This window comes from Tardiphaga sp. 841_E9_N1_2 (assembly GCF_051811065.1).
Taxonomy (GTDB): Bacteria; Pseudomonadota; Alphaproteobacteria; order Rhizobiales; family Xanthobacteraceae; genus Tardiphaga; species Tardiphaga robiniae.
On the sequence record NZ_JBPWQC010000001.1, the window covers coordinates 2993400 to 3013442 of the forward strand.

The 20043-nt window shown below is 61.9% G+C and carries 18 protein-coding genes; 6 read left to right on the forward strand and 12 right to left on the reverse strand.

The window, feature by feature from the left end; translation table 11 throughout:
- Complete coding sequence (locus AB8A50_RS14425; protein WP_439078104.1) at nucleotides 1-1440, reverse strand: helix-turn-helix domain-containing protein; 1440 nt, start codon at nucleotides 1438-1440, stop codon at nucleotides 1-3.
- 146 nt (nucleotides 1441-1586) lie between these two features.
- Here AB8A50_RS14425 and AB8A50_RS14430 point away from each other — a divergent pair, with 146 nt between their 5' ends.
- Entirely contained in the window at nucleotides 1587-3224 is a 1638-nt protein-coding gene (locus tag AB8A50_RS14430; RefSeq protein WP_439078105.1) for an isocitrate lyase, read from the forward strand.
- A 127-nt stretch (nucleotides 3225-3351) separates the two neighbouring features.
- Here AB8A50_RS14430 and AB8A50_RS14435 read toward each other — a convergent pair whose 3' ends face one another.
- The 10 genes from AB8A50_RS14435 to AB8A50_RS14480 all read right to left on the reverse strand — a co-directional run bounded on the left by AB8A50_RS14435 (nucleotide 3352) and on the right by AB8A50_RS14480 (nucleotide 13873).
- Nucleotides 3352-3639, reverse strand: a complete 288-nt coding sequence (locus tag AB8A50_RS14435) for a YciI family protein (RefSeq protein ID WP_439078106.1) — start codon at nucleotides 3637-3639, stop codon at nucleotides 3352-3354.
- Between the two features lie 65 nt (nucleotides 3640-3704).
- Complete coding sequence (locus AB8A50_RS14440; protein WP_120293316.1) at nucleotides 3705-4676, reverse strand: sugar ABC transporter substrate-binding protein; 972 nt, start codon at nucleotides 4674-4676, stop codon at nucleotides 3705-3707.
- A 36-nt stretch (nucleotides 4677-4712) separates the two neighbouring features.
- Nucleotides 4713-5687, reverse strand: a complete 975-nt coding sequence (locus tag AB8A50_RS14445) for an ABC transporter permease (RefSeq protein WP_439072753.1) — start codon at nucleotides 5685-5687, stop codon at nucleotides 4713-4715.
- Nucleotides 5684-6634, reverse strand: coding sequence for an ABC transporter permease (locus tag AB8A50_RS14450; protein ID WP_439078107.1), 951 nt, complete (start codon nucleotides 6632-6634; stop codon nucleotides 5684-5686). The genes AB8A50_RS14445 and AB8A50_RS14450 overlap by 4 nt, the downstream gene beginning before the upstream one ends.
- Entirely contained in the window at nucleotides 6627-8165 is a 1539-nt protein-coding gene (locus tag AB8A50_RS14455) for a sugar ABC transporter ATP-binding protein (RefSeq protein ID WP_439078108.1), read from the reverse strand. Before AB8A50_RS14455 ends, AB8A50_RS14450 begins: the two co-directional genes overlap by 8 nt.
- A complete protein-coding gene (locus tag AB8A50_RS14460) occupies nucleotides 8162-9562 on the reverse strand; it encodes an FAD-linked oxidase C-terminal domain-containing protein (RefSeq protein ID WP_439078109.1) in 1401 nt (466 codons plus the stop codon). Before AB8A50_RS14460 ends, AB8A50_RS14455 begins: the two co-directional genes overlap by 4 nt.
- A 59-nt stretch (nucleotides 9563-9621) precedes the next feature.
- Nucleotides 9622-10506 (reverse strand): intradiol ring-cleavage dioxygenase, encoded by an 885-nt coding sequence (locus tag AB8A50_RS14465; protein ID WP_439078110.1) that lies wholly within the window; start codon nucleotides 10504-10506, stop codon nucleotides 9622-9624.
- A 9-nt stretch (nucleotides 10507-10515) separates the two neighbouring features.
- The gene (locus AB8A50_RS14470) at nucleotides 10516-11433 is read right to left on the reverse strand and encodes an NAD(P)-dependent oxidoreductase (RefSeq protein ID WP_439078111.1); all 918 of its coding nucleotides are present in this window, start codon (nucleotides 11431-11433) and stop codon (nucleotides 10516-10518) included.
- Nucleotides 11430-12797, reverse strand: coding sequence for an amidohydrolase family protein (locus AB8A50_RS14475; RefSeq protein ID WP_439078112.1), 1368 nt, complete (start codon nucleotides 12795-12797; stop codon nucleotides 11430-11432). Before AB8A50_RS14475 ends, AB8A50_RS14470 begins: the two co-directional genes overlap by 4 nt.
- Nucleotides 12794-13873: a maleylacetate reductase gene (locus AB8A50_RS14480; protein ID WP_439078113.1), complete on the reverse strand. Its 1080-nt coding sequence runs from the start codon at nucleotides 13871-13873 to the stop codon at nucleotides 12794-12796. Before AB8A50_RS14480 ends, AB8A50_RS14475 begins: the two co-directional genes overlap by 4 nt.
- Nucleotides 13874-14063: 190 nt before the next feature.
- On the opposite strand from AB8A50_RS14480, the gene AB8A50_RS14485 reads away from it, so the two are divergent.
- Nucleotides 14064-15215, forward strand: a complete 1152-nt coding sequence (locus AB8A50_RS14485; RefSeq protein ID WP_439078114.1) for a LacI family DNA-binding transcriptional regulator — start codon at nucleotides 14064-14066, stop codon at nucleotides 15213-15215.
- Between the two features lie 91 nt (nucleotides 15216-15306).
- Here the strand turns inward: AB8A50_RS14485 and AB8A50_RS14490 are convergent, their stop codons facing one another.
- A complete protein-coding gene (locus AB8A50_RS14490) occupies nucleotides 15307-15825 on the reverse strand; it encodes a MarR family winged helix-turn-helix transcriptional regulator (RefSeq protein ID WP_439078115.1) in 519 nt (172 codons plus the stop codon).
- A 165-nt stretch (nucleotides 15826-15990) separates the two neighbouring features.
- Here AB8A50_RS14490 and AB8A50_RS14495 point away from each other — a divergent pair, with 165 nt between their 5' ends.
- From AB8A50_RS14495 to AB8A50_RS14510, 4 genes are read left to right on the forward strand one after another with little or no spacing between them, the layout of a single operon-like run.
- Nucleotides 15991-16455 carry a RidA family protein gene (locus tag AB8A50_RS14495; RefSeq protein WP_158550404.1) on the forward strand — a complete coding sequence of 155 codons (465 nt, stop codon included), beginning with the start codon at nucleotides 15991-15993 and terminating at the stop codon, nucleotides 16453-16455.
- Between the two features lie 56 nt (nucleotides 16456-16511).
- Nucleotides 16512-18083, forward strand: coding sequence for a sugar ABC transporter ATP-binding protein (locus tag AB8A50_RS14500; protein ID WP_439079978.1), 1572 nt, complete (start codon nucleotides 16512-16514; stop codon nucleotides 18081-18083).
- Nucleotides 18080-19057, forward strand: coding sequence for an ABC transporter permease (locus AB8A50_RS14505; protein WP_439078116.1), 978 nt, complete (start codon nucleotides 18080-18082; stop codon nucleotides 19055-19057). Before AB8A50_RS14500 ends, AB8A50_RS14505 begins: the two co-directional genes overlap by 4 nt.
- Nucleotides 19054-20034 (forward strand): ABC transporter permease, encoded by a 981-nt coding sequence (locus AB8A50_RS14510; protein WP_115030333.1) that lies wholly within the window; start codon nucleotides 19054-19056, stop codon nucleotides 20032-20034. The genes AB8A50_RS14505 and AB8A50_RS14510 overlap by 4 nt, the downstream gene beginning before the upstream one ends.
- Nucleotides 20035-20043 lie beyond the last annotated feature (9 nt).

The window sequence follows — 20043 nt, forward strand, 5'->3', positions numbered from 1 at the left end:
TCAGTCCGCCGAGAAGCCGAACGGAACGTTCAGCGTCCTGAAATCATCCGGCAGCAGCTCGCGCCCGATCGGAAGCGCCGAGCGCGCAGCACATCTTGGACGGTGACAGACACGGCATGCGACGCCGATCGGCGTGGGCGCATCCGCACGCGGTGCCGACGCATCGCGCGTATAGATCAACTGGCCGGCATGTTCGGCTGCGCAACCGATCGCGATGGCGCGCTCGACGCGTTGTGCGCCGTAACCACCACCGCCAGCCGTGACGGTACGGGCAATCGAAAAGAAGCGCTGGCCATCCGGCAATTCCAGCCACTGCGTGACGATCTGGCGCGGCGTTTTGAAAACGTCGTGCACCGACCACAGTGGACACGCACCGCCGTGCTTCGCGAACGGAAAGCCTGCACCGTCGAGCAGTTTGGAAATATTGCCGGCGGGATCGACGCGGATGAGAAAGAACGGGACTTTTTCGGCACCCGGCCGCTGCAAGGTCGTGATGCGATGCGCGGTCTGTTCGAAGCTGGCACCGAATTGGCGCGCCAGCGCTTCTAGATCGTAGCGCCGTGTCTCGGCTGCACGCGCGAAGGCTGCATAGGGCATGATGAGCGCAGCCGCGGCGTAGCCTGCGAGCGCCCGGCGCGCCAGCAGTTCGGCACTCTTGGTGGTGAACTGGCCGTCTTCGAGCGCGGTGCCGATCTCGTTTTCCATTTCGAGATAGACGAGTTGCTGCGCCAGCTGGAAATTGAGACTTGCGGTGTCGAGCGAGTCCTCAAGTAGTAATTGTTTCCGATGCAGATCCAATCGTCGCACCGAGCCGAGCATGACGTCCGGCGGCAGATAGCGCACTTGCAGCCTGTGTCGGGTCTTGAGACGCTCGACGAAACCGCTCGGGCCCGACGTCGCCTGCACGAGACGCTCGGCCGCGTCGTCGAGACCCGCGAAATTGTTGCGACGTGCGGCGAGAAAACGCCGGACCTCGGCGACGGGATCGTTGGCATCATAGCTCTCGCTACCCGCTTGCAATGCACCGCCCGCGAGCGCCGGCGCGCGTCGGTCCGCCAGCGCGAGTTGCTCCTCGCGATAGGCCGTGTAGAGGCGCAGAAAAGCCTCGGCCATGCCGGGATAGCTCACCGCGAGATCGCTGATTTCGAGCGCGGGGATATCGATGTCCGAGAACATCGGCTCTTTCAGGATCGACTGCATCCGCGCCGTATTGTCGGCGCCGCCATCGCCGGCGAGATCGGCCAGATCGATGGTGTAGGTGCGCGCCAGGCGCAGCAGCATGTCCGCCGTCATCGGCCGCTGGTTGCGCTCCAGCAGCGCGACGTAAGGCGCGGAAATCTCGAGATCGGCCGCCATATCGGCCTGGGTCAGGCCCAGATCGCGCCGAAGCCGCCGGATTCGCGGCCCCATGAACACCGAACGACCTGCCGAGGCGGCCATCGCACACTCCAATACCTTGTAACTACTTTACAGCCTTACACGTTCAGTTTGTAAAGTATGACAAGTTATCTGCGTTCCGTCTAGCGGCTGGCGATCCCGCGATTACAACCAAGGACAGGTTTTCGTCAGCCAAAGGGATCGAGACAATGAACTTCCAGCCACGCGGGATCAGCAACCAGACCATCCTCGGCACCGGCTCCTATCGGAGCGAAGTCGAGGCGGCGTCGGCGCTGCTCAAGACCAAGGACACCTGGAACGGCGTGACCGCCGAAGCGGTCGCACGCATGCGCCTGCAGAACCGCTTCAAGACCGGTCTCGACGTTGCACGCTACACGGCATCGCTGATGCGTGCCGACATGGCCGCCTATGATGCAGACACCACCAAGTACACCCAGTCGCTCGGCTGCTGGCACGGCTTTATCGCGCAGCAGAAGCTGATCTCGGTCAAGAAGCATTTCGGCACCACCGATCGCACCTATCTGTATCTGTCGGGCTGGATGATCGCGGCGCTGCGCTCGGAATTCGGCCCGCTGCCGGATCAGTCGATGCACGAGAAGACTTCGGTCCCGGCTCTGATCGAGGAGCTCTACACCTTCCTGCGTCAGGCTGACTCGCGCGAGCTCAACGACATCTTCCGCAGCCTCGACGCCGCTCGCAAGGCTGGCGACAAGGCAAAGGAAGAAGAACTGATCAACAAGATCGACAACTTCCAGACCCACGTCGTACCCGTCATCGCCGATATCGATGCCGGCTTCGGCAATGCGGAAGCAACCTATCTGCTCGCCAAGAAGATGATCGAAGCCGGCGCCTGTGCGCTGCAGATCGAGAACCAGGTCTCGGACGAGAAGCAGTGCGGCCATCAGGACGGCAAGGTTACCGTGCCGCACGAAGTCTTCCTCGCGAAGATCCGCGCCTGCCGGCACGCCTTCCTCGAAATGGGCGTCGAAGACGGCGTCATCGTCACCCGCACCGACTCGCTCGGCGCTGGCCTGACCCAGCAGATCGCCGTCAGCCACAAGCCCGGTGACCTCGGCGACCAGTACAACAGCTTCCTGGATTGCGAAGAAATCGATGCTTCAAAGATCGGCAACGGCGACGTCGTCATTACGCGTAATGGAAAGCTGATGCGCCCGAAGCGTCTTGCCAGCAACCTGTACCAGTTCCGCGAAGGCACCGGTCAGGACCGCTGCGTGCTCGACTGCATTACCTCGCTGCAGAACGGCGCCGATCTGCTGTGGATCGAAACCGAGAAGCCGAACATCGAGCAGATCGCCAAGATGGTTGATCGCGTTCGTGAGGTGATCCCGAATGCGAAGCTGGCCTACAACAACTCGCCGTCGTTCAACTGGACGCTGAACTTTCGTTGGCAGGTCTATGACGCGATGAAGGAAGCCGGCAAGGATGTCAGCAAGTACAACCGCGCCGAGCTGATGAAGGTGGAGTACGACAGCACGCCGCTGGCGGTCGAAGCCGACGAACTCATCCGAACATTCCAGGCTGATTCAGCCAAGCGTGCCGGCATCTTCCATCACCTGATCACGCTGCCGACCTATCACACGGCTGCGCTGTCCACCGACAACCTCGCCAGGGAGTATTTCGGCGAACAGGGCATGCTGGGCTACGTCAAGAACGTCCAGCGCGCGGAAATCCGTCAAGGCATCGCCTGCGCGAAGCATCAGAACATGGCTGGTTCGGACATCGGCGACGAGCACAAGGAATACTTCGCCGGTGAAGCAGCCCTGAAGGCGGGCGGCGCGCACAACACGATGAACCAGTTCGGCTAATCGTTACGGTTCAGCTCATCGTAAAACCAGCCCGGGGTCTCATCAGACCCCGGGCTGATGTCGTTGTCGGTGTACAAATGCCGAACGACTGCCTCACCGACAGGCAGGGCGCCGGCCTCCATTCCGGTTATCCCTGTCGGCGCAGGAAGCCGGTAATCGTGACCGTCTGCCAAATGCCGGCGGCAAAGAACGGATCGGCGTGATGAAATCTTTCGACCACCGCGCGGTCGGCGGCCTCGACGAGAAACAGACTGCCAATCATGGTCTGGCCGTCATCGGCTGTCAGCGGACCGGACATAACGATCGTCACGTCATAGGCCGAGGTGTCGGACAAAAAGGCCTTGTGAGCCTCGTAGTGAGACAAGCGTTTGTCGAGCGCCCCGGCATGATCGACGGCATGGATGGCAAACAGCATGCGTAGCTCCTGAAAGACAGAAGACGGCCGCCGACCTGCGACGACCGCCTGAAGTGTCGAAGATATTACTTGGTGCCGAGCTTAGCAGCCTCGTCCCAGCTCGGGCAGGTCCGCGATTCCAGCGGCACGTCGTAGGGCTGATAGTTCTCCTTGCCGATCACCGTGGGCTTGAGAACGATCTCGGTGATCACCGGCTCGTTACGCAGCGAACGAATGGCGATCATCATGCCGAGGCATCCCTGCATGAAGCCATTGTAGTCGCCGCTCGCCAGCAATTTCCCGGACTTAATCGCGTCGATTGCCTCCTTGGTGCCATTGACGCCGATGACCTGGGCTTTGCGATTGGCACCATCGAGCGCCTCGATCGCACCGATCGCCATCGCATCATTGGCAGCCAACACACCGTCGATCTGAGTATTCGACTGCATGAGATTCTCCATGACCTGAAGCGCCTGCAGCCGTTGATAGTTGCCTGGTTGCGACGCAAGCAGTTTGGCCCCCGGGTTTTCCTTCAGGGCGTCGTTGAAGCCGCGGACGCGGTCGATGCTCGTCAAGGACCCTTTGACGCCCTCAATGATCACGAAATTGCCCTTGCCGCCAAGCGTCTTCAGCAGATAGCGCCCGGTCTCGAGACCCAGACTATAATCGTCGGCACCGACAAAGGCGACAAACTTGCCGCCGGCGGAACGATCCGTCACGTTCACAACCGGGATCTTTGCGTCATTGATCTTCTCGACGCCGGGGACCATCGCCTTGTAGTCGACCGGGATGAAGACGATCGCCGACGGCTTCTTCACCACCACGTCCTCAATCTGGCTGAGCTGCTCCGGGATGCTGTCCGGCTTGGTCGGGATATAATGCAGCGTCTTTGCCTTCATCGCCTTGGCGGCTGCGTCGGACCCAACTCGTACTGTTTGGAAGTACGGATTGGTCTGGTTTTTTGTAAACACCGCGATCGTCTCGCCGTCAGCGAACGCGTGGGATGAGAGTGATGTCGTCAGAAGCAGTGCAGCAAGCGCGCCATAGGCCTTCTTCATAGTCGTTCCCTCCGTTTGTTTTTTAAGATCGAACACTTACGCCGCACGGCGCCGTGTTTTCATATCCAGCCATACTGCCAGAATGACGATGACGCCGGTTACCAGTGGCTGCCAACTCGCGTTGACTGACAAAAGGTTCATGCCATTGAGGACCAGGGTCAAAATGAGTGCACCGACGAACGTGCCAAACACCGTTCCGAGACCGCCGAACAGCGAGGTGCCCCCGATCAGAACCGCCGCGATCGCCGGCAGTGTCAGGCTTTCTCCGATGTCGGCTTCGGCAGAGTTCAGTCGCGCAAGAAAGATGATCGAGGCGAGCCCGGCCATCGCGCCGGACACTGTGTAGACCAGCAGAAGCCGGCGAGCGACGGGAATACCCGACAACCGCGCCGCAACCGGGTTGGCGCCGATGGCATAGATTTCCTGTCCCCACGTGGTGCGCTGCGCGAAAATGGTTCCGATGGCGAGGAAGACCAGCAACAGATAGACCGGGATCGGAAGACCGAGAAAATAGCCACTGCCGATCTGACGAAAGCCAGCCGGGAAGCCGTGCATGGTCTCTCCGCCCATGTACCAGTAGGTGATGCCATGCAGCACCCACAGCATCCCGTAGGTCGCAATGAAGGATGGGATTCGAAGCGCCGTCACCATCACGCCGTTCAGCATCCCCACCGCCCCCCCGACGCCGATGCCTGTCAGTACCCCCAAGGTCGGCGAGCCCGTCTGATGAATCACCGTTCCGGCAATACAGGCGGAAATGGCGACATTGGCACCAATCGAAAGGTCGAGGCCACCTGTCAGCACCACCAAAGTCAGACCCGACGCAATGAAGAACAGCAGACTCGCCTGACGCAGGACGTTGAGGATGTTGCCGAGACTGAAGAACGAGTTGGTCAGGATGGTCAGCGCCGCACAGATCAGAAACGCAGCGAGCAGGCGATAGAACACCTGGATCATCTCGTCAGAAAGCAACATTCTGCCGCCTGAGATCGGCTTTGAGATATCGGTCATGATCGGCTCCGCAATCCATCGACGAACAAGGCTGCAATCACCAGCAAGCCGACGCTTGCCACCTGGATCGAAGACGGCAGCGCCAGCAGATTCAATCCGTTGCGCAACACGCCCACGGTGACCACGCCGAGCAAGGTGCCGAGCAGCCAGCCATTGCCGCGTTCGAACGACGTGCCGCCGACGGCAACCGCTGCAATGGCATCGAACTCAAGACCGAGACCAGCGGTTGGATGCCCGGAGTTCATGCGCGCGGTCATCAGGAGACCGGCCAGACCGACCATGGCGCCGCCGAGCGCGTAGACGAGGATCAGCAAGCGTCGGGCCGAGATGCCGGCGAATTTCAGCGCTTCACGGTTGCCGCCGAGCGCGAAAATATAAGTCCCGAAACGCGTGTGGTAGAGCAATCCGTGGAAGCCAAGGTAGCTTCCCAGCCCCAACACGATCGGAAGCGGGACGCCGCCGAGCGTTCCGGAATAGACGCCACGAACGGCGGCCGGCATGCCGACGACGCTCTGGCCATCGCTGACGATCAGCGAGAGCCCCTGCGCCATCCCGAGCGTGCCCAGCGTGGCAACAAAAGGAGGAATACCGACAACGGCCACCAGCCAGCCATTGACCGTCCCGAACACGATTCCGACGACCAGAGCCGCAAGCAGGCCGAGCAGCAACGAGCCTGTGGCCAAAGCGACGATGGCGACGATCAGCGAGGTCAGCGTCAAGACCGCGCCCATCGACAGGTCGAGACCTTCGGTCATGATGATCAGCGTCATCGGCAGCGCCAGCATCAGCAGGATCGTCGATTGGACGAGCACGTTGGAAATATTCGGCACCGTCAGGAAGCCCGGCGTCATCAGGCTGAAGACGACACATAGCAGCACCAGCATGACGGCAACGCCGGGAATCCGCTGAAACGGATTGGTGTTCAATACCATCGCTTGTTCACGCATGATGCATCCCCAACTTCACGATGTTTTCCTCACTCAGTTCGTGACGAGCCAGTTCACCCGCGATCCGCCCGTCGCACATGACATAGGCGCGATCGCAGACGTGGCAGATTTCCGCCTGCTCCGACGAGATCATCAGCGCAGCGGCACCATCCGCGACCAGTCGGTCGATGAGCGCGAAGATCTCGGCTTTGGCTCCGACGTCGATGCCGCGTGTCGGTTCGTCGAAGATGAACAGCTTGGCGCCAGCGGCCAGCCATTTGCCGATGACGACTTTCTGCTGGTTGCCGCCGGATAGAAGGCCGACGGCCTGCTTGTCCGATGGGGTCGCGATCCTCAACTGCCGGATCAGATCATTGGCAACCTGCCTGGATTTCCCCTGATCGAAGAAGCCACGCGGAAAGATCTTGCGTAGCGCGGAAACGATCAGGTTGTCTCCGACGGAGCGGATCAGAGCCAGACCTTCGGCTTTGCGGCTTTCCGGAATCAGCGCGAGCCCCAGTCTGGCAGCTTCGTCCGGACCACCGGATTTCTCCTGACCGTCGAACAGGATCTGTCCCGCGGTCGCCCTGTCGGCTCCGAAAATGGCCCGCACCACTTCGGTGCGCCCCGAGCCGACCAGCCCGCACAGCCCGACGATCTCGCCTTGCCGCACCACCAGGTCGATGCCCGCAATGCCGGAGGCAGAGGAGAGACCCTTCACCTCGAGCATGACCTTGCCGGGGGCCTGGGCGAAGGTCCGTGGATAGCTCATATCGACGCTGCGACCGACCATCATCCGGACCAGATCGTCCGATGACACGGCCCCGGGTTGCACCTCATCGATACGGCGCCCATCGCGCAGCACCGTAATGCGGTCGCCGAGCGAGAACACCTCCGCCATGCGGTGCGAGATGTAGATGATGGCGACGCCGTCCGCCTTGAGCCGCGCGATCAGTGCAAACAGCAATTCCGTCTCGCGATCGGACAGCGCCGCCGTCGGCTCATCCATCACGAGAATTCGCGCGTTCTGGCTGATGGCCTTCGCAATTTCCACCATCTGCTGCTGGGCGACGCCCAGCTTCTCGATCCGGATCGACGGATCGATGTCGAATCCGATCGAAGCAAGCACGCGCTTGGCATCAGCCAGAATTTTCTTGCGATCGATCGTGCCGGGAACACGTCCTGCCGGCTCGCGTCCAAGGAAGATGTTCTGCGCGATATCGAGATAGGGGACCAGCGAGAATTCCTGGAAGATGACGGCAATGCCGAGCTTCTGCGCATCGGCCGGCGACGCGATCTCAACTGTCTCGCCGTTGTAGTGGAACGAGCCGCTATCGGCGCGATAGGCCCCGCACAGCACTTTCATCAGACTCGATTTTCCTGCTCCGTTCTCACCGAGCAGCATATGCACCTCGCCTGGCCAGACCGAGAACGACACATCGTCGAGCGCCTTCACTCCCGGGAATTCCTTGGAGATGCCGCGCAGTTCGAACAGCGGCGGCGCCGCCTGAACGATCGACACGGCAGCCTTGGACTGTGCAAGTTGCGTCATGCCAGCACCGCTGCATTGGGCAAGAAGATCTTGCCGGGGTTCATCATGCCTTTCGGATCGATCGACGCCTTGATGCCACGCATGATATTGACGGCGTCGCCGAGCTCGTCCTGGAGGAAACCGATCTTGCCGGTGCCGATGCCATGCTCGCCGGTGCAGGTGCCCTCCATCGCGATCGCCCGCGCCACCAACCGCGCGTGCAGCGCCTTGGCACGCGCGACCTCGTCGGCATTATCCTGATTGATCAGGATCAGCAGATGGAAATTCCCGTCGCCGACATGGCCCACCACGGGCGCGATCAGCCCGTTGGCATCGATGTCGCGGCGGGTTTCGGTCAGACATTCCGTCAGCCGTGAGATCGGCACGCAGACATCCGTAATCATGGCCTTGGCGCCCGGCTTCAGGCTGAGACCCGCATAAAGCGTGTTATCGCGGGCATGCCACAGCTTCGTCCGGTCTTCCGCCGCACGCGCCCATTGGAAGCCCTGGCCGTCATGTTCGGCGGCGATCGCCTCCGCCAGTTCGGCCTGCTCCGCGACACTCGCCTCGGTGCCGTGGAATTCAAAGAACAGCGTCGGCGCCTCGCGATAGCCAAGTTTGGAATAACCATTGATGCCGCGCATCATGACTTCATCCAGCAGTTCCATCCGCGCGACGGGAATGCCCGACTGGATCACTTCGATCGCGGCATCGATGGCTTGATCGAGCCGCCCGAAACTGCAGACCGCGGACGAGATCGCCTGCGGCCAGGGATGAAGTTTCAGCGTGATTTCGGTGATCACGCCGAGGGTACCCTCGGAGCCGACGAACAGCCGGGTGAGATCGTAACCGGCTGACGATTTACGGGCGCGCTGGCTGGTGCGGATCACCCGCCCATCCGGCAACACGACTTCGAGCGCCAGCACATTATCCTTCATGGTGCCGTAGCGGACGGCCATGGTCCCTGACGCGCGCGTCGAGGTCATGCCGCCGATCGACGCATCGGCGCCGGGATCGATCGGAAAGAACAATCCGGTGTCGCGCAGATGCGCGTTGAGCTGCTTGCGGGTGATGCCAGGCTGCACGACGACGTCGAGGTCCTTGTCATGCACCCGGAGCACGCGGTTCATCCGCGCAAAATCGATACAGACACCGCCAGCCACCGATGCTGCATTGCCTTCGAGTGAAGTACCCGCGCCGAATGGAACGACCGGCATGCGGAGTTCGCCGCAGAGCTTCACGATCTCAGCGACTTCCTGCGTGGTCTCCGGAAACACCACGACATCCGGCGGACGACTGGCGTGATAGGCCTCGCTGCGGCCGTGATCATCGAGCACGCCGCGCGCGATCGTCGCGCGCGCCCCAATGATCTCGTTCAGACGGACCACGGCCGTCTCGGCGCTCACTGGCGCTCCCATAGCATCCTCCCCTTCCATATCAGCGCTCAGGCTCTGCGGCCCGTGATGCGCATTGTTAGCTAGACAGCATGCGCCTTGTTGGCGTCTGGCTTCAAACCGAAATCGTAATTCAAATGATAGTAAGGCGTGTTCTGCATCTGCCCGTCGGGAGCTTCGCCGGCATCTTTCCGGGCGAATTCGCGAATGAGCGTATCTTTGACGCCGAAGACGACGTCGGAGTCGAGATACTTGTCGCCCGCGACGAACACATGCGTCACCAGTTGTTCGAAGTCAGGCGCCGAGATCATGAAGTGAACATGGGCGGGCCGCCACGGATGACGCCCCTGAGCCGTGAGCATATCGCCGACCGGCCCGTCATGCGGGATCGGATAGGCCGCTGGCTTGATCGACCAGAACCGGAAACGGCCCTCAGCATCGGCATGAAACCGCGCACGCATCGCTAGATCACCGATCTTGTCGAGCTGCTGAACATCGTAATACCCGTCGTCGTCGGAGTGCCAGACGTCGATTGTCGCATTTGCGATCGGCTTGCCATCCGGCGTCGAGACCGATCCCGTCACGATCATCGGATCGCCCTCCATGCCACCGGAGATGTCTTCGCCAAGCTTCTTCTCCGGGGCCGCCTGGACGAAGAACGGCCCGAGCACGGTCGTGTCCGTCACACCTTTTTCGGCACCATGATTGATAGCATCGACCAACATCGACACCCCGAGCGTATCCGAAAGCTGGATGAACTCCTGGCGCTTATCGTCGCACATGTGACCGGTACGCGTCAGGAATTCGATGCCCTGCTCCCACTCCCTCTGGGTCGGCCGAATCTCCCGGACGAAGGCATGCAGATGGCGTACCAGCGCCTCGCTGATCTGCCTGATCCGCGGCTGGCCAGCATCCGTGATGCGATCGAGCACGGCGTCGGTGATGGTGTTCGCGTTGAAATTCCGCATGGCCTTCCCTCACCCAAGCTTCGGCTCGCCGAGACCCGACAGTCGCTCGACATGGCGCACGGTGGCGATGAAGTCGGATTCGCCATCGCCCTGTGCGATAAGTGATCCGTAGATTTCCCGCACCTGCGCTGCGAGTTGCAGCGGCACGCCGACGTGATGGCCCGCCCCGATGATGAGGTCGAGATCCTTGGCCATCTGCCGGCACGAGAAAGTGGACTCGAAGTTGCGCGTGGCAAGCGGCGGCGTCTTGTACTTGACCATCGGCGAGGCGATCGCGCTATCGTCCAGGACCTTGAGGATATCCGGCCAGGAGATTCCGCCCTTGCGCGCCAGCGCGAGGCTTTCGGCCATCATTCCGGCGGACACCGCGATCATCAGGTTGACCGCGAGCTTGGCAAATCGCGCCTCTTCAGCCACGCCGAGATAGGTTTGCGCGCGTGTGAACGTCGCCAGCACCGGCTGAACCGCATCGAACGCTTCGCGCGGCCCCGACACGAAGCAGGTCAGCGCGCCGGTATGCGCGATCGCTGCATTGCCGGACACCGGAGCGCGCAGATAGGCAATACCCGTTGCCTCCGCCGCGACACCAACCTCCGCTGATATTTCGGCGCTGACAGTGCTCGTCTCGATCAGAACCGCACCACGTGTCAGCTTGTTCAGCAAGCCGTCTGGTCCGAGCACCACGGAACGCAGCGCCGCATCGTCGGGCAACGATGTGAAGATGATCGAGTGGTTTGCAGCGGCGTCCGCCGCGGAGTTAGCCGTCTGAAGCCCAAGCTGCTGCGCCAACGCCATGCGCTGCTGGCCCGGGTCGTAGCCGGTGACGCGGATACCCGCCTCCACCATGCGCCCGGCAATCGGCAAGCCCATCTTGCCAACACCGATCCAGGCCACGGCCTGTGCTTGATCTCTCGACGGGGTTGTCATGCCGCTTTCTCCTGACGTTCGATCTCGGAGACGATGCGCATGCCTGATCGCTCGAGTTCATTCTTTTTGTGGTCGAGGTTCTCCGCCAGCAGGCGTCCGCCTCGCTTGCGCCAGATGCCGTCAATCATGACCGCCTCGATATTGGCAATGCTGGACTGCATCAGGACCGTGGAAACCGGATCATGGACCGGACAGAGGTTAAGGTCCGTGGCATTGATGACGACCAGATCCGCCTTCTTGCCCGGCGTGAGCGAGCCGACGCTGCTTTCACTTCCGAGCATGCGCGCGCCCTCGATGGTGATCCAGCGCAAGGCCTCACGCGTCGTGATTGTCGTCACCGCTGGAATGGCGCCCGTGGCCTGCCGACTCTCGGCGTTGTCCAGCGCGCGTTGCATCGACAGTGCGATGCGGCCAACGTTGAACATGTCGCCAGGCAGCACGGATTCCAGATCGACCCCGAGCGATGGCCGCGATCCCAGCTTCAACAGCCGCCCGGTGATCGGGTAGCCGTGGCCCTGATTCATTTCATTTTCTGGCGTGACCGAGAACGACACGCCGAGATCGACAAGCTGATGCAGCAGATCGTCGGGAAGATCGTTGCCGTGCACGATGTTGATGCCGGGACCGACCAGACCGGCTGCAATCAGCTTCGCCCAGCCACCCGGCGTCTTGGCCGGGCCTCCACCCTGATGCATCGAGGCAATCAGATCGAACTCACGCGCCAGTTCGAAATCATGGATGGCAACATCCATAGTCGAATAATGCGGGCCGAGAATCGCGAGCCCGAGCGTGACGCGATCACTGCGGCTAGACAGTGCCCCTGCCAGAAAGCGCTCGACTTCATGGCGCGGATGCGGAACTTCAGAGAAGTGCGGCTGCCCCGGCGCCGCCTCCGGTTTCGGCGAGCCGTGGAAGAAGGCGGCACGGATGCCGCTCTCTTTCAGCGCCGCGACGGCGCTATCACTGTGCGTAGGCGTTGGGTTGTTGTGACACCAGTCAACCAGCGTGGTGGTGCCGCAATTGATCTGGTTCAGCGCGCCCATCAGCGTGCCGATATGAATATCCTCGGGACGGAAGACCGTGGCCAGTCCCGCATGCATCCGGCGGAAGTATTCGGGAAGCGTCCAGTTCGCGGAGAAGCCGCGCAAGGCGGTCTGCCACGTGTGCATATGCGCGTTGACGAGGCCGGGAATGACGATGCGGCCACGACCATCAACGATCTCTGCATCAGCGGCATCTAGGCCTGGCCGGATGTCCACGATGCGATCGCCATCAACCAGCAGGTCAGCCTGCGCGAGGTCGCCGATCGTGTCATCCATCGTCAGGATGGTGGCGGATTTGATGAGCGTGCGCATCGCCGTCATCGCAACGCCTCCGCCATGACCGGAGGATCGCCCGCCCAGGCCCGCGCGATCAGATCGCGGATGGCATCGTGTTCCAGCGGCCGCGGATTCCAGTAGGCATTGCTGACGGCAAGGTCGGCGGCGTGTTCTATGCCGTCCTTCGGCATTCCCAGATCGCGTAGCGCGACTTTGGCGCCAAGGCGCTGCGTGAGATCGAACAGTCCCTGCGCCGCCTGTCCGGCGCCGAGCGCGCGCGCGACGCGAGCCGCCGCGACCGGCACTGCGGGAGCATTATAGGCCATCGCATGCGGCAGGATCACCGTGTGGGTTTCGGCATGCGGCAAATTGAACGTGCCACCCAGCGTATGGCAGAGCTTGTGATGCAGACCCATGCCGACGGCGCCGAGACAGGCGCCGCACAACCAGGCAGCGCGCAGGGCATCATCGCGTGCCGCCGCGTTGTCCTCGCCAGCCGCAAGCTTCGGCAGCGCGCCGGCGAACAGGCGAATGCCCTCTTCCGCCATCAACGACACGACCGGATTGGCGTCGCGCGCATAGAGCGCTTCGACAGCGTGAGCGATTGCATTGACGCCCGATGTCACGGCAAACGCAGGCGGCAATGTGCACGTCAGGTCGACGTCGTAGATGACCGTTTCGGGGAGTATCTTCGGGCTCGATTGCGTGGTCTTCAGTCCCTCGCGGGTCTCACCCAGGATCGGCGTCATTTCGGACCCGGCATAGCTGGTCGGTACGACGATTTGCGGCAGGTCGGTCCGTAGCGCGATCGCCTTGCCTAGCCCGATGGTCGAACCACCGCCCACCGCGACGATGCCGTCGGCCTGCAGAGCCTTGACCTGCTGCATCGCAAGTTCGGTCACATCAACCGGCGTATGCATCACCGCACCGGCATAGACGCCCGCCGCTCTGTCACCGATCAGGGCGGCAATCTGCTCGCCGTGAGATTTCTGCTGGGCTGTCGTCAGAACGAGTGCGTGCTTAACGCCGAGTCGGTCGAGCTCGGCGGCCAGATCTGCCAGCCGTCCCGAGCCGAAGACGACCCGCATGGGCGCCGCCTGATAGACGAAGCTCTCCATCATTCCATCCCTGATCGTCGACGCCGTTAGGGCGCTTCTGCTGCATAGCACCAAGGCATGCAGCGGATTTTCGCTACCATCATTCCCGTGCACACGTTTGTCAAGAAACTCTGCACACGTTTGTCAATTTGTGCAAGATGAGGCATTCTCACGTGATCGTTAGCGGATACGACGACGCGCGCGAGCAGGCTGGATGGCGATGCCCAAAAAAACCAAGAACACCAAGAAGACGTCACCCGCGCTTCAGGAGCGGTCGTCGCGTAAAACAATCATTGATGTCGCGAAGTGTGCTGGCGTCCATTGGTCAACGGTGTCGCGCGGGCTCAATCCCGAGAAGCGCCACCTGATCTCCCCAGAAATGATCGAGCGCGTCGAGGCTTGCGCGAAGAAACTCGGTTATCGCGCGAACGCGATGGCGTCGGCGCTTCGCACGCAGCGCTCTCGTACCGTTGGCGTCATCGTTTCAAATCTGGGTGACCCCGTGCATCCGCCGATTGTCCGCGCGATCGAAGACAGTTTCGCCGAGATTGGATACGTCACCATTGTCGGCAACACCGACAACCATCCGCTCAGGCAGGCCGCGCTGATCGAACGGTTCATCCAGCAAGGCGTCGAGGGGCTGATCGTCGCGACCTTCGAGCGAAACGATCCCGGCATCGCAGCCTGCGTCGAGGCGAACATTCCAGTCGTCGCGGTGTTTCGCGATCCTGAAAGCGAATTCATTCCGAGCGTCCGGGTCGACGACGCGAAGGCAATGGAACTGGCGGTTCATCATCTCGCCGAGTGTGGGCACAGGCAAATTGCTCATGTTGGCGGCCCGCAAAACGTGTCGACGGGTTACCACCGCTATCGCGGCTTCCGGCGCGCTTGCAAAGCCCTGGCTCAAGACGGAGTTGCGCCCACTGCCGTCTTCGGTGAGGCCTTTACGGTCGAGGAAGGCGAGTTCGCTTGCGAGCGTTTGCTGACGGAGAACCCCAATATTACGGCGATTGTGGCCGGCAACGACATGCTGGCCGTAGGCTGCCTTCGGCACCTGAGAAACAAAGGCATTTCATGTCCCGGCAACATCTCGCTGGTCGGCATGAACGACATGCTGTTCATGGATGCGATAGCACCGGCGCTGACGACCATCAGTACACCGACTGCGGAACTGGGAACGCAGGCGTCTCACATTCTTATTGCGATGATCAAGGGAACGCCGGTTCAAAACGATCGGATCGTACTGAAGCCGGTTTTGCTTGCGCGGGATTCTGTCGCCGCGATCAAGCTGCCGACCAGGACACGTTCGTCAGATTTTTCTGACGCGGCCAAAAGAGAAGTCAGAATACAGCACCGACAAAGCTAAGCCAAACCTGACGCACGCTGCGGCGGTGACATGGAAAAGTGTCGGCGACTGATCCGAGTTTGCCGAGAACGGGGCGCTCAGACGCGATCCGTTACAGATCTGGCTTCTCGACCGAAATCAGAAGTTTCCGCAGCAGCCGCGTGAGCGTTTGACGTTCGTTGGCCGTCAGCACCTCGTCGACCGACCGGGACAGCTTGAAGTGCTGGGCAATCGCCTTGTCGACGGAATTGCGCCCCTTGGCCGTAAGCGTGATCCGCGCGCCGCGGCCATCTTCAGGATCCTGGCGCCTGACGATGAAGCCGTCCTGCTCGGCACGCCGCAGCCGCGCGGTGAGCCCGCCCGACGACAGCAGGCACTCCGCATAGAGGTCAGTCGGTCGAACACCGGTACTGCTATCCGCCTCGCGGCGGTAGACCGTCAGGAGCAGGTCGAACAATTCCCAATTGAAGCCCTGCTCCTCGAGTGCGGGCTCGATGGCGCTGCGCATATGCACGGACAGCCGGACAATCCGGCCGACGACGTCGAGGTGACCGGCGTCGAGGTCGGGCCGCCGCCGGCTCCAGCCGGCAATGATCTCATCAATCGAATCGGTAGTCATGCTGATCAGCATATAGGCACGGGGCACCGAATATATGCAAATTCATCTATCTTTGCGCCAAGATATTTTATCTTGACTCAAAGATAGTTTGACCTCACGCTTCGTGACGGGTTGACCGGATGCCACCTCGCGAGAAGGTCACGAGGTTTACCAACGCCCGCCATCGAGGAAATGATCATGACAGCCAAGCCGGCCTTTGCGACCTCGCCCACCAATCCGCACGTCAAGGAAATCCAGACGATGCCGGAGCGGAAGCCGGACATGCCTTATGCGCCAGCGATCCGTGTCGAAGTGCCCTGCGGGATGTTGTTCATTTCCGGAGCAACGCCCTCGCCGCTCTATCACAAGCATCCCCACGTTCTGGAGGAGCACGATCATCCGAATTCGATCGAGGACCAGACCCACCGCGCCATGCAGACGATCCAGTCGATCCTGGATCACGAAGGGCTGACCTGGACCGACATCGTCAAGGTGACGAAGTACCTGACCGACATCCGGGACCAGGACGGTATGGTGAAGGTGATGAAGGAATATTTCGGCGACTGGACGCCGGCCAGCACCACCATCTGCATCAACCAGCTCTCGACCCAGGGCGCCCGTGTCGAGCTGGACATGATCGCCGCCATTCCCGTGCAAAAATAGACCGGATGTGACCTCCCGCCGGCCCCGGGTCATCGGGCCGAACGAGGCCGACAATGATGCACGGCACTGAAAATCAAGATGAGCAAGGGGACCGCTCGCTGCACACCCCAAAGGGGTCTGCGTCGCGGGCGCCCGGAAGTGAGGCCGATGCACCGCTGCTGCGTCTGGTCGGCATCGACAAATCCTTTCCCGGTGTGCATGCGCTCAAGAACGTATCGCTCGACGTCTATGCCGGCGAGGTCCATGTCATCCTCGGTCAGAATGGCGCGGGAAAGTCGACGCTGATCAAGACGCTGTACGGCGCCTATGCGGCCGATCGCGGCTATATCGAGATCGAGGGCCGGCGGGTCGCCGTCGCCCGCCCCGCCGATGCCAGCGCGCTTGGTATCGCCGTCATCTTCCAGGAATTCTCGCTGATCCCGTATCTGGACATCGCGCAGAACATCTTTCTCGGTCGCGAAGCCGCATTCAGTCGCTTCGGCCTCGTCGATTCCGCGGCCATGCATGCAGCCGCACGCACCATCCTCGACGATCTCGGCCTCGACTACGACACCCACGCATACGCCGCCGATCTCGGCGTAGCCCAGCAGCAGATGGTGGAGATCGCCAAGGCGCTTTCGCAGAACGCGCGGGTGCTCGTGATGGACGAGCCGACAGCGGCGATCTCCGAGCGTGAATCAGATCGCCTGTTTCAAACCATCGCGCGATTGACGGAAAAGCGCGTCGCCATCGTCTACATCTCCCATCGTATGAAGGAGGTGCAGATGCTCGGCGATCGCATCACCATCCTGCGCGACGGGGCCGTCGTGACCAGCGTGCTGCGCGATCAGAAAAGCCAGGCCGAGATGGTCGGCGCGATGATCGGACGGCCATCGGGATCGCAACTCGCACGGACGCCGCGCCCGCCCGGCGAGCCTGTCCTGCTCGCCAGGGATGTGAACACGGCCAAACTGTCGGACATCTCCATCGAAATTCTCGCCGGCGAGGTGGTGGGGCTTGCCGGCCTCGTCGGGTCCGGCCGGACTGAAGTGGTCCGCGCCTTGTTCGGCGCGGATCCAATCGCCAGCGGCGAGATCGCTCTGTTCGGATCGCGCGCGCCGGCCACACTGGACAGACGGGTGCGTGCGGGCATGGCCCTGCTCCCTGAAGATCGCAAACGGGAGGGATTGGCGCTGCCACTCGATGTCCGCGACAATGCGACGGTCGCCTCGTTGTGGCGCAGCTTCGCCTCCGGCTGGTTCTCACCGGCCAAAGCCGAGCGGGACACACGCGGGCTGATCGCACAGCTCGGCATTGCCGCCCATGGCACGCGCCAGAGCGTCCACACCCTCAGCGGCGGCAATCAGCAGAAGGTCGTGCTGGCCAAATGGCTGGCCGCGGGAGCCAAACTGTTTCTGCTGGACGAACCGACGCGCGGTGTCGATGTCGGCGCCAAGGCCGAAATCTATCGCCTGATCGATCAACTGGTCGATGGCGGGGCCGGTGTTGTCGTCATCAGTTCGGAACTGCCGGAGCTCGTTCAGCTCTGCGACCGCGCCTATGTCATGCGCGACCATCGCATCGTCGGGCATCTCGCCGGCGACCAGCTAACCGAGCGGGCCATCCTCGAACTGGCGGTGCATCAATGAGCATGACGATCCAGCTGCAACGCAGGTCCGGCATGGGCCAGTTCCTCAGCGCAATCCCCGGCGCCGGCCTCCTGCTGATCCTGATGCTGGTGCTGTTCACGATCGTCAATCCGAGATTCGTGTCCCAGACCAACCTCATCAATGTTGGCTTGCAGACCTCGCTACTGCTGATGCTCGCCCTGCCGATGACGCTCATCATTATGACCGAGGGCCTCGACCTGTCGGCCGGAGCTCTGCTCGGGCTGAGCGGCGTCATCGTCGCCGAGGCGCTTCTCGCCGGATGGGGCGTATTCGCTGCCTGCGCGACGGCACTCGCGATCAGCACCGCCTTTGGCGCCCTCAACGGCGTCCTGATCGCCTATCTGACGCTGCCCGCTTTCGTCGTCACCCTCGGCACCATGGGGCTGATGCAGGGGATTGCGCTGGTGCTCACCAATGGAGATCCCGTCGGCGGTTTCACGCCTGCCATCGAAACCTTCTATCGCTCCCAGCTTTGGTTCATTCCGACGCCGATCGTGATCGCGGCCGCCCTTTATGCCACGCTGTGGCTACTGCTCTATCGCACTCGGCTCGGCAACTACGTGATCGCCATCGGGGGCAACAAGGACGCGCTGCGTCTCGCCGGCATTCGCGCCAATCTCGTCCACCTCGCCGTCTATGTGCTCGGCAGCACGATCATCGGCCTTTCGGCGGTGTTGCTGATCGGACGCACCAATTCAGCGCATCCGACCGTCGGCATCGGCATGGAGTTCGAGGCGATCGCCGCAGTCGTGCTCGGCGGCACCTCCTTCGAAAAAGGACAGGGCTGGCTGTTCGGTGCCGTGCTCGGCGCGCTTGCCATCACCGTGCTGCGCAATGGACTCAACATTCTGTCCATCGACTCATCGCTGCAGGTCGTGTGCATCGGCATCCTGCTCATCCTCGCGTTGCTGATCGACCAGGCGCGCAAGCAATTCGTGAGGCGTACGGCATGACGATCACGGCAACGCTCGATATCCGCCCATCGTCCCTGTCGCCCGACGCTGCGGCCCTGCTCGGCCGGTTCGTGCTGATCGTTCTGATCGCCGGCGCATTGACCGCGGTCGATCCGGGATTCGCGTCGGTGAGCAATCTGCTGAACATGCTGCGGCAGGCGAGCCTGCTGTTTCTCGTCGCGTCCGGCCTCACACTCGTCATCATCGGCGGTGGGCTCGATCTGTCGGTGGGCGCCAATCTGACGCTGTCGGCCTGTCTCGCCGCAGCCGCGATCAAGACCACCGGCAATCCGTGGTACGGCGTCGCGGTCGCCATCGGCGCCGGTACGCTGATCGGTTACGCTAACGGGCTGATGATCAACCGCCTGCAGCTGCCGCCTTTCCTTGCGACTTTCGGCATGCTGTGGGTGGCGCAGGGCATCGCCTACTGGTTCATGGCCGGGCAGACGATCTACGGCATGCCGATGTCGTTTCGCTATTTCGGCACTGGCTTCTTCCTCGGCGTTCCGCTGCCGATCTGGATCACGCTTGTGGTCTGTCTCGCCTGCAGCATCCTCCTGCACCGCACGACCTTCGGCCGCGAGGCGTATTTCATGGGCGCCAATCAGACCGCCGCGCTGCTGTCCGGCGTCCCGGTCGAGCGTCGTCGGCTGCTGCTCTACGTGCTCAGCGGCTTGACGGCGGGCATCGCGTCTCTCGTCTATCTCGCACGCCTCAATGCCGCCGAGCCCGGAATCGGCGAGCCGTTGCTGCTTCCTGCTATCGCCGCAGTTCTGGTCGGCGGCACATCCCTGTTCGGTGGCAACGGCAACATCGTCGGCACCGTGCTTGGCGCCATCCTGCTCACCATCATCGTCAACGGGCTCAATCTGCTGAATGTTGCAGCGACCTGGCATCCCTTCGTCAACGGCGCCGTCGTCCTGGTCGCCATCATTGCGGATCTCGTCATCAGCCGACGCCGATCAGGGAGCGGATAGACCCGGCAT

Bases quoted from the DNA above. Each gene is read 5' to 3' on its own strand.
- AB8A50_RS14425 (WP_439078104.1), bottom strand. From the start codon at position 1,440: ATGGCCGCCTCGGCAGGTCGTTCGGTGTTCATGGGGCCGCGAATCCGG.
- AB8A50_RS14430 (WP_439078105.1), top strand. From the start codon at position 1,587: ATGAACTTCCAGCCACGCGGGATCAGCAACCAGACCATCCTCGGCACC.
- AB8A50_RS14435 (WP_439078106.1), bottom strand. From the start codon at position 3,639: ATGCTGTTTGCCATCCATGCCGTCGATCATGCCGGGGCGCTCGACAAA.
- AB8A50_RS14440 (WP_120293316.1), bottom strand. From the start codon at position 4,676: ATGAAGAAGGCCTATGGCGCGCTTGCTGCACTGCTTCTGACGACATCA.
- AB8A50_RS14445 (WP_439072753.1), bottom strand. From the start codon at position 5,687: ATGACCGATATCTCAAAGCCGATCTCAGGCGGCAGAATGTTGCTTTCT.
- AB8A50_RS14450 (WP_439078107.1), bottom strand. From the start codon at position 6,634: ATGCGTGAACAAGCGATGGTATTGAACACCAATCCGTTTCAGCGGATT.
- AB8A50_RS14455 (WP_439078108.1), bottom strand. From the start codon at position 8,165: ATGACGCAACTTGCACAGTCCAAGGCTGCCGTGTCGATCGTTCAGGCG.
- AB8A50_RS14460 (WP_439078109.1), bottom strand. From the start codon at position 9,562: ATGGGAGCGCCAGTGAGCGCCGAGACGGCCGTGGTCCGTCTGAACGAG.
- AB8A50_RS14465 (WP_439078110.1), bottom strand. From the start codon at position 10,506: ATGCGGAATTTCAACGCGAACACCATCACCGACGCCGTGCTCGATCGC.
- AB8A50_RS14470 (WP_439078111.1), bottom strand. From the start codon at position 11,433: ATGACAACCCCGTCGAGAGATCAAGCACAGGCCGTGGCCTGGATCGGT.
- AB8A50_RS14475 (WP_439078112.1), bottom strand. From the start codon at position 12,797: ATGACGGCGATGCGCACGCTCATCAAATCCGCCACCATCCTGACGATG.
- AB8A50_RS14480 (WP_439078113.1), bottom strand. From the start codon at position 13,873: ATGATGGAGAGCTTCGTCTATCAGGCGGCGCCCATGCGGGTCGTCTTC.
- AB8A50_RS14485 (WP_439078114.1), top strand. From the start codon at position 14,064: ATGGCGATGCCCAAAAAAACCAAGAACACCAAGAAGACGTCACCCGCG.
- AB8A50_RS14490 (WP_439078115.1), bottom strand. From the start codon at position 15,825: ATGCTGATCAGCATGACTACCGATTCGATTGATGAGATCATTGCCGGC.
- AB8A50_RS14495 (WP_158550404.1), top strand. From the start codon at position 15,991: ATGACAGCCAAGCCGGCCTTTGCGACCTCGCCCACCAATCCGCACGTC.
- AB8A50_RS14500 (WP_439079978.1), top strand. From the start codon at position 16,512: ATGCACGGCACTGAAAATCAAGATGAGCAAGGGGACCGCTCGCTGCAC.
- AB8A50_RS14505 (WP_439078116.1), top strand. From the start codon at position 18,080: ATGAGCATGACGATCCAGCTGCAACGCAGGTCCGGCATGGGCCAGTTC.
- AB8A50_RS14510 (WP_115030333.1), top strand. From the start codon at position 19,054: ATGACGATCACGGCAACGCTCGATATCCGCCCATCGTCCCTGTCGCCC.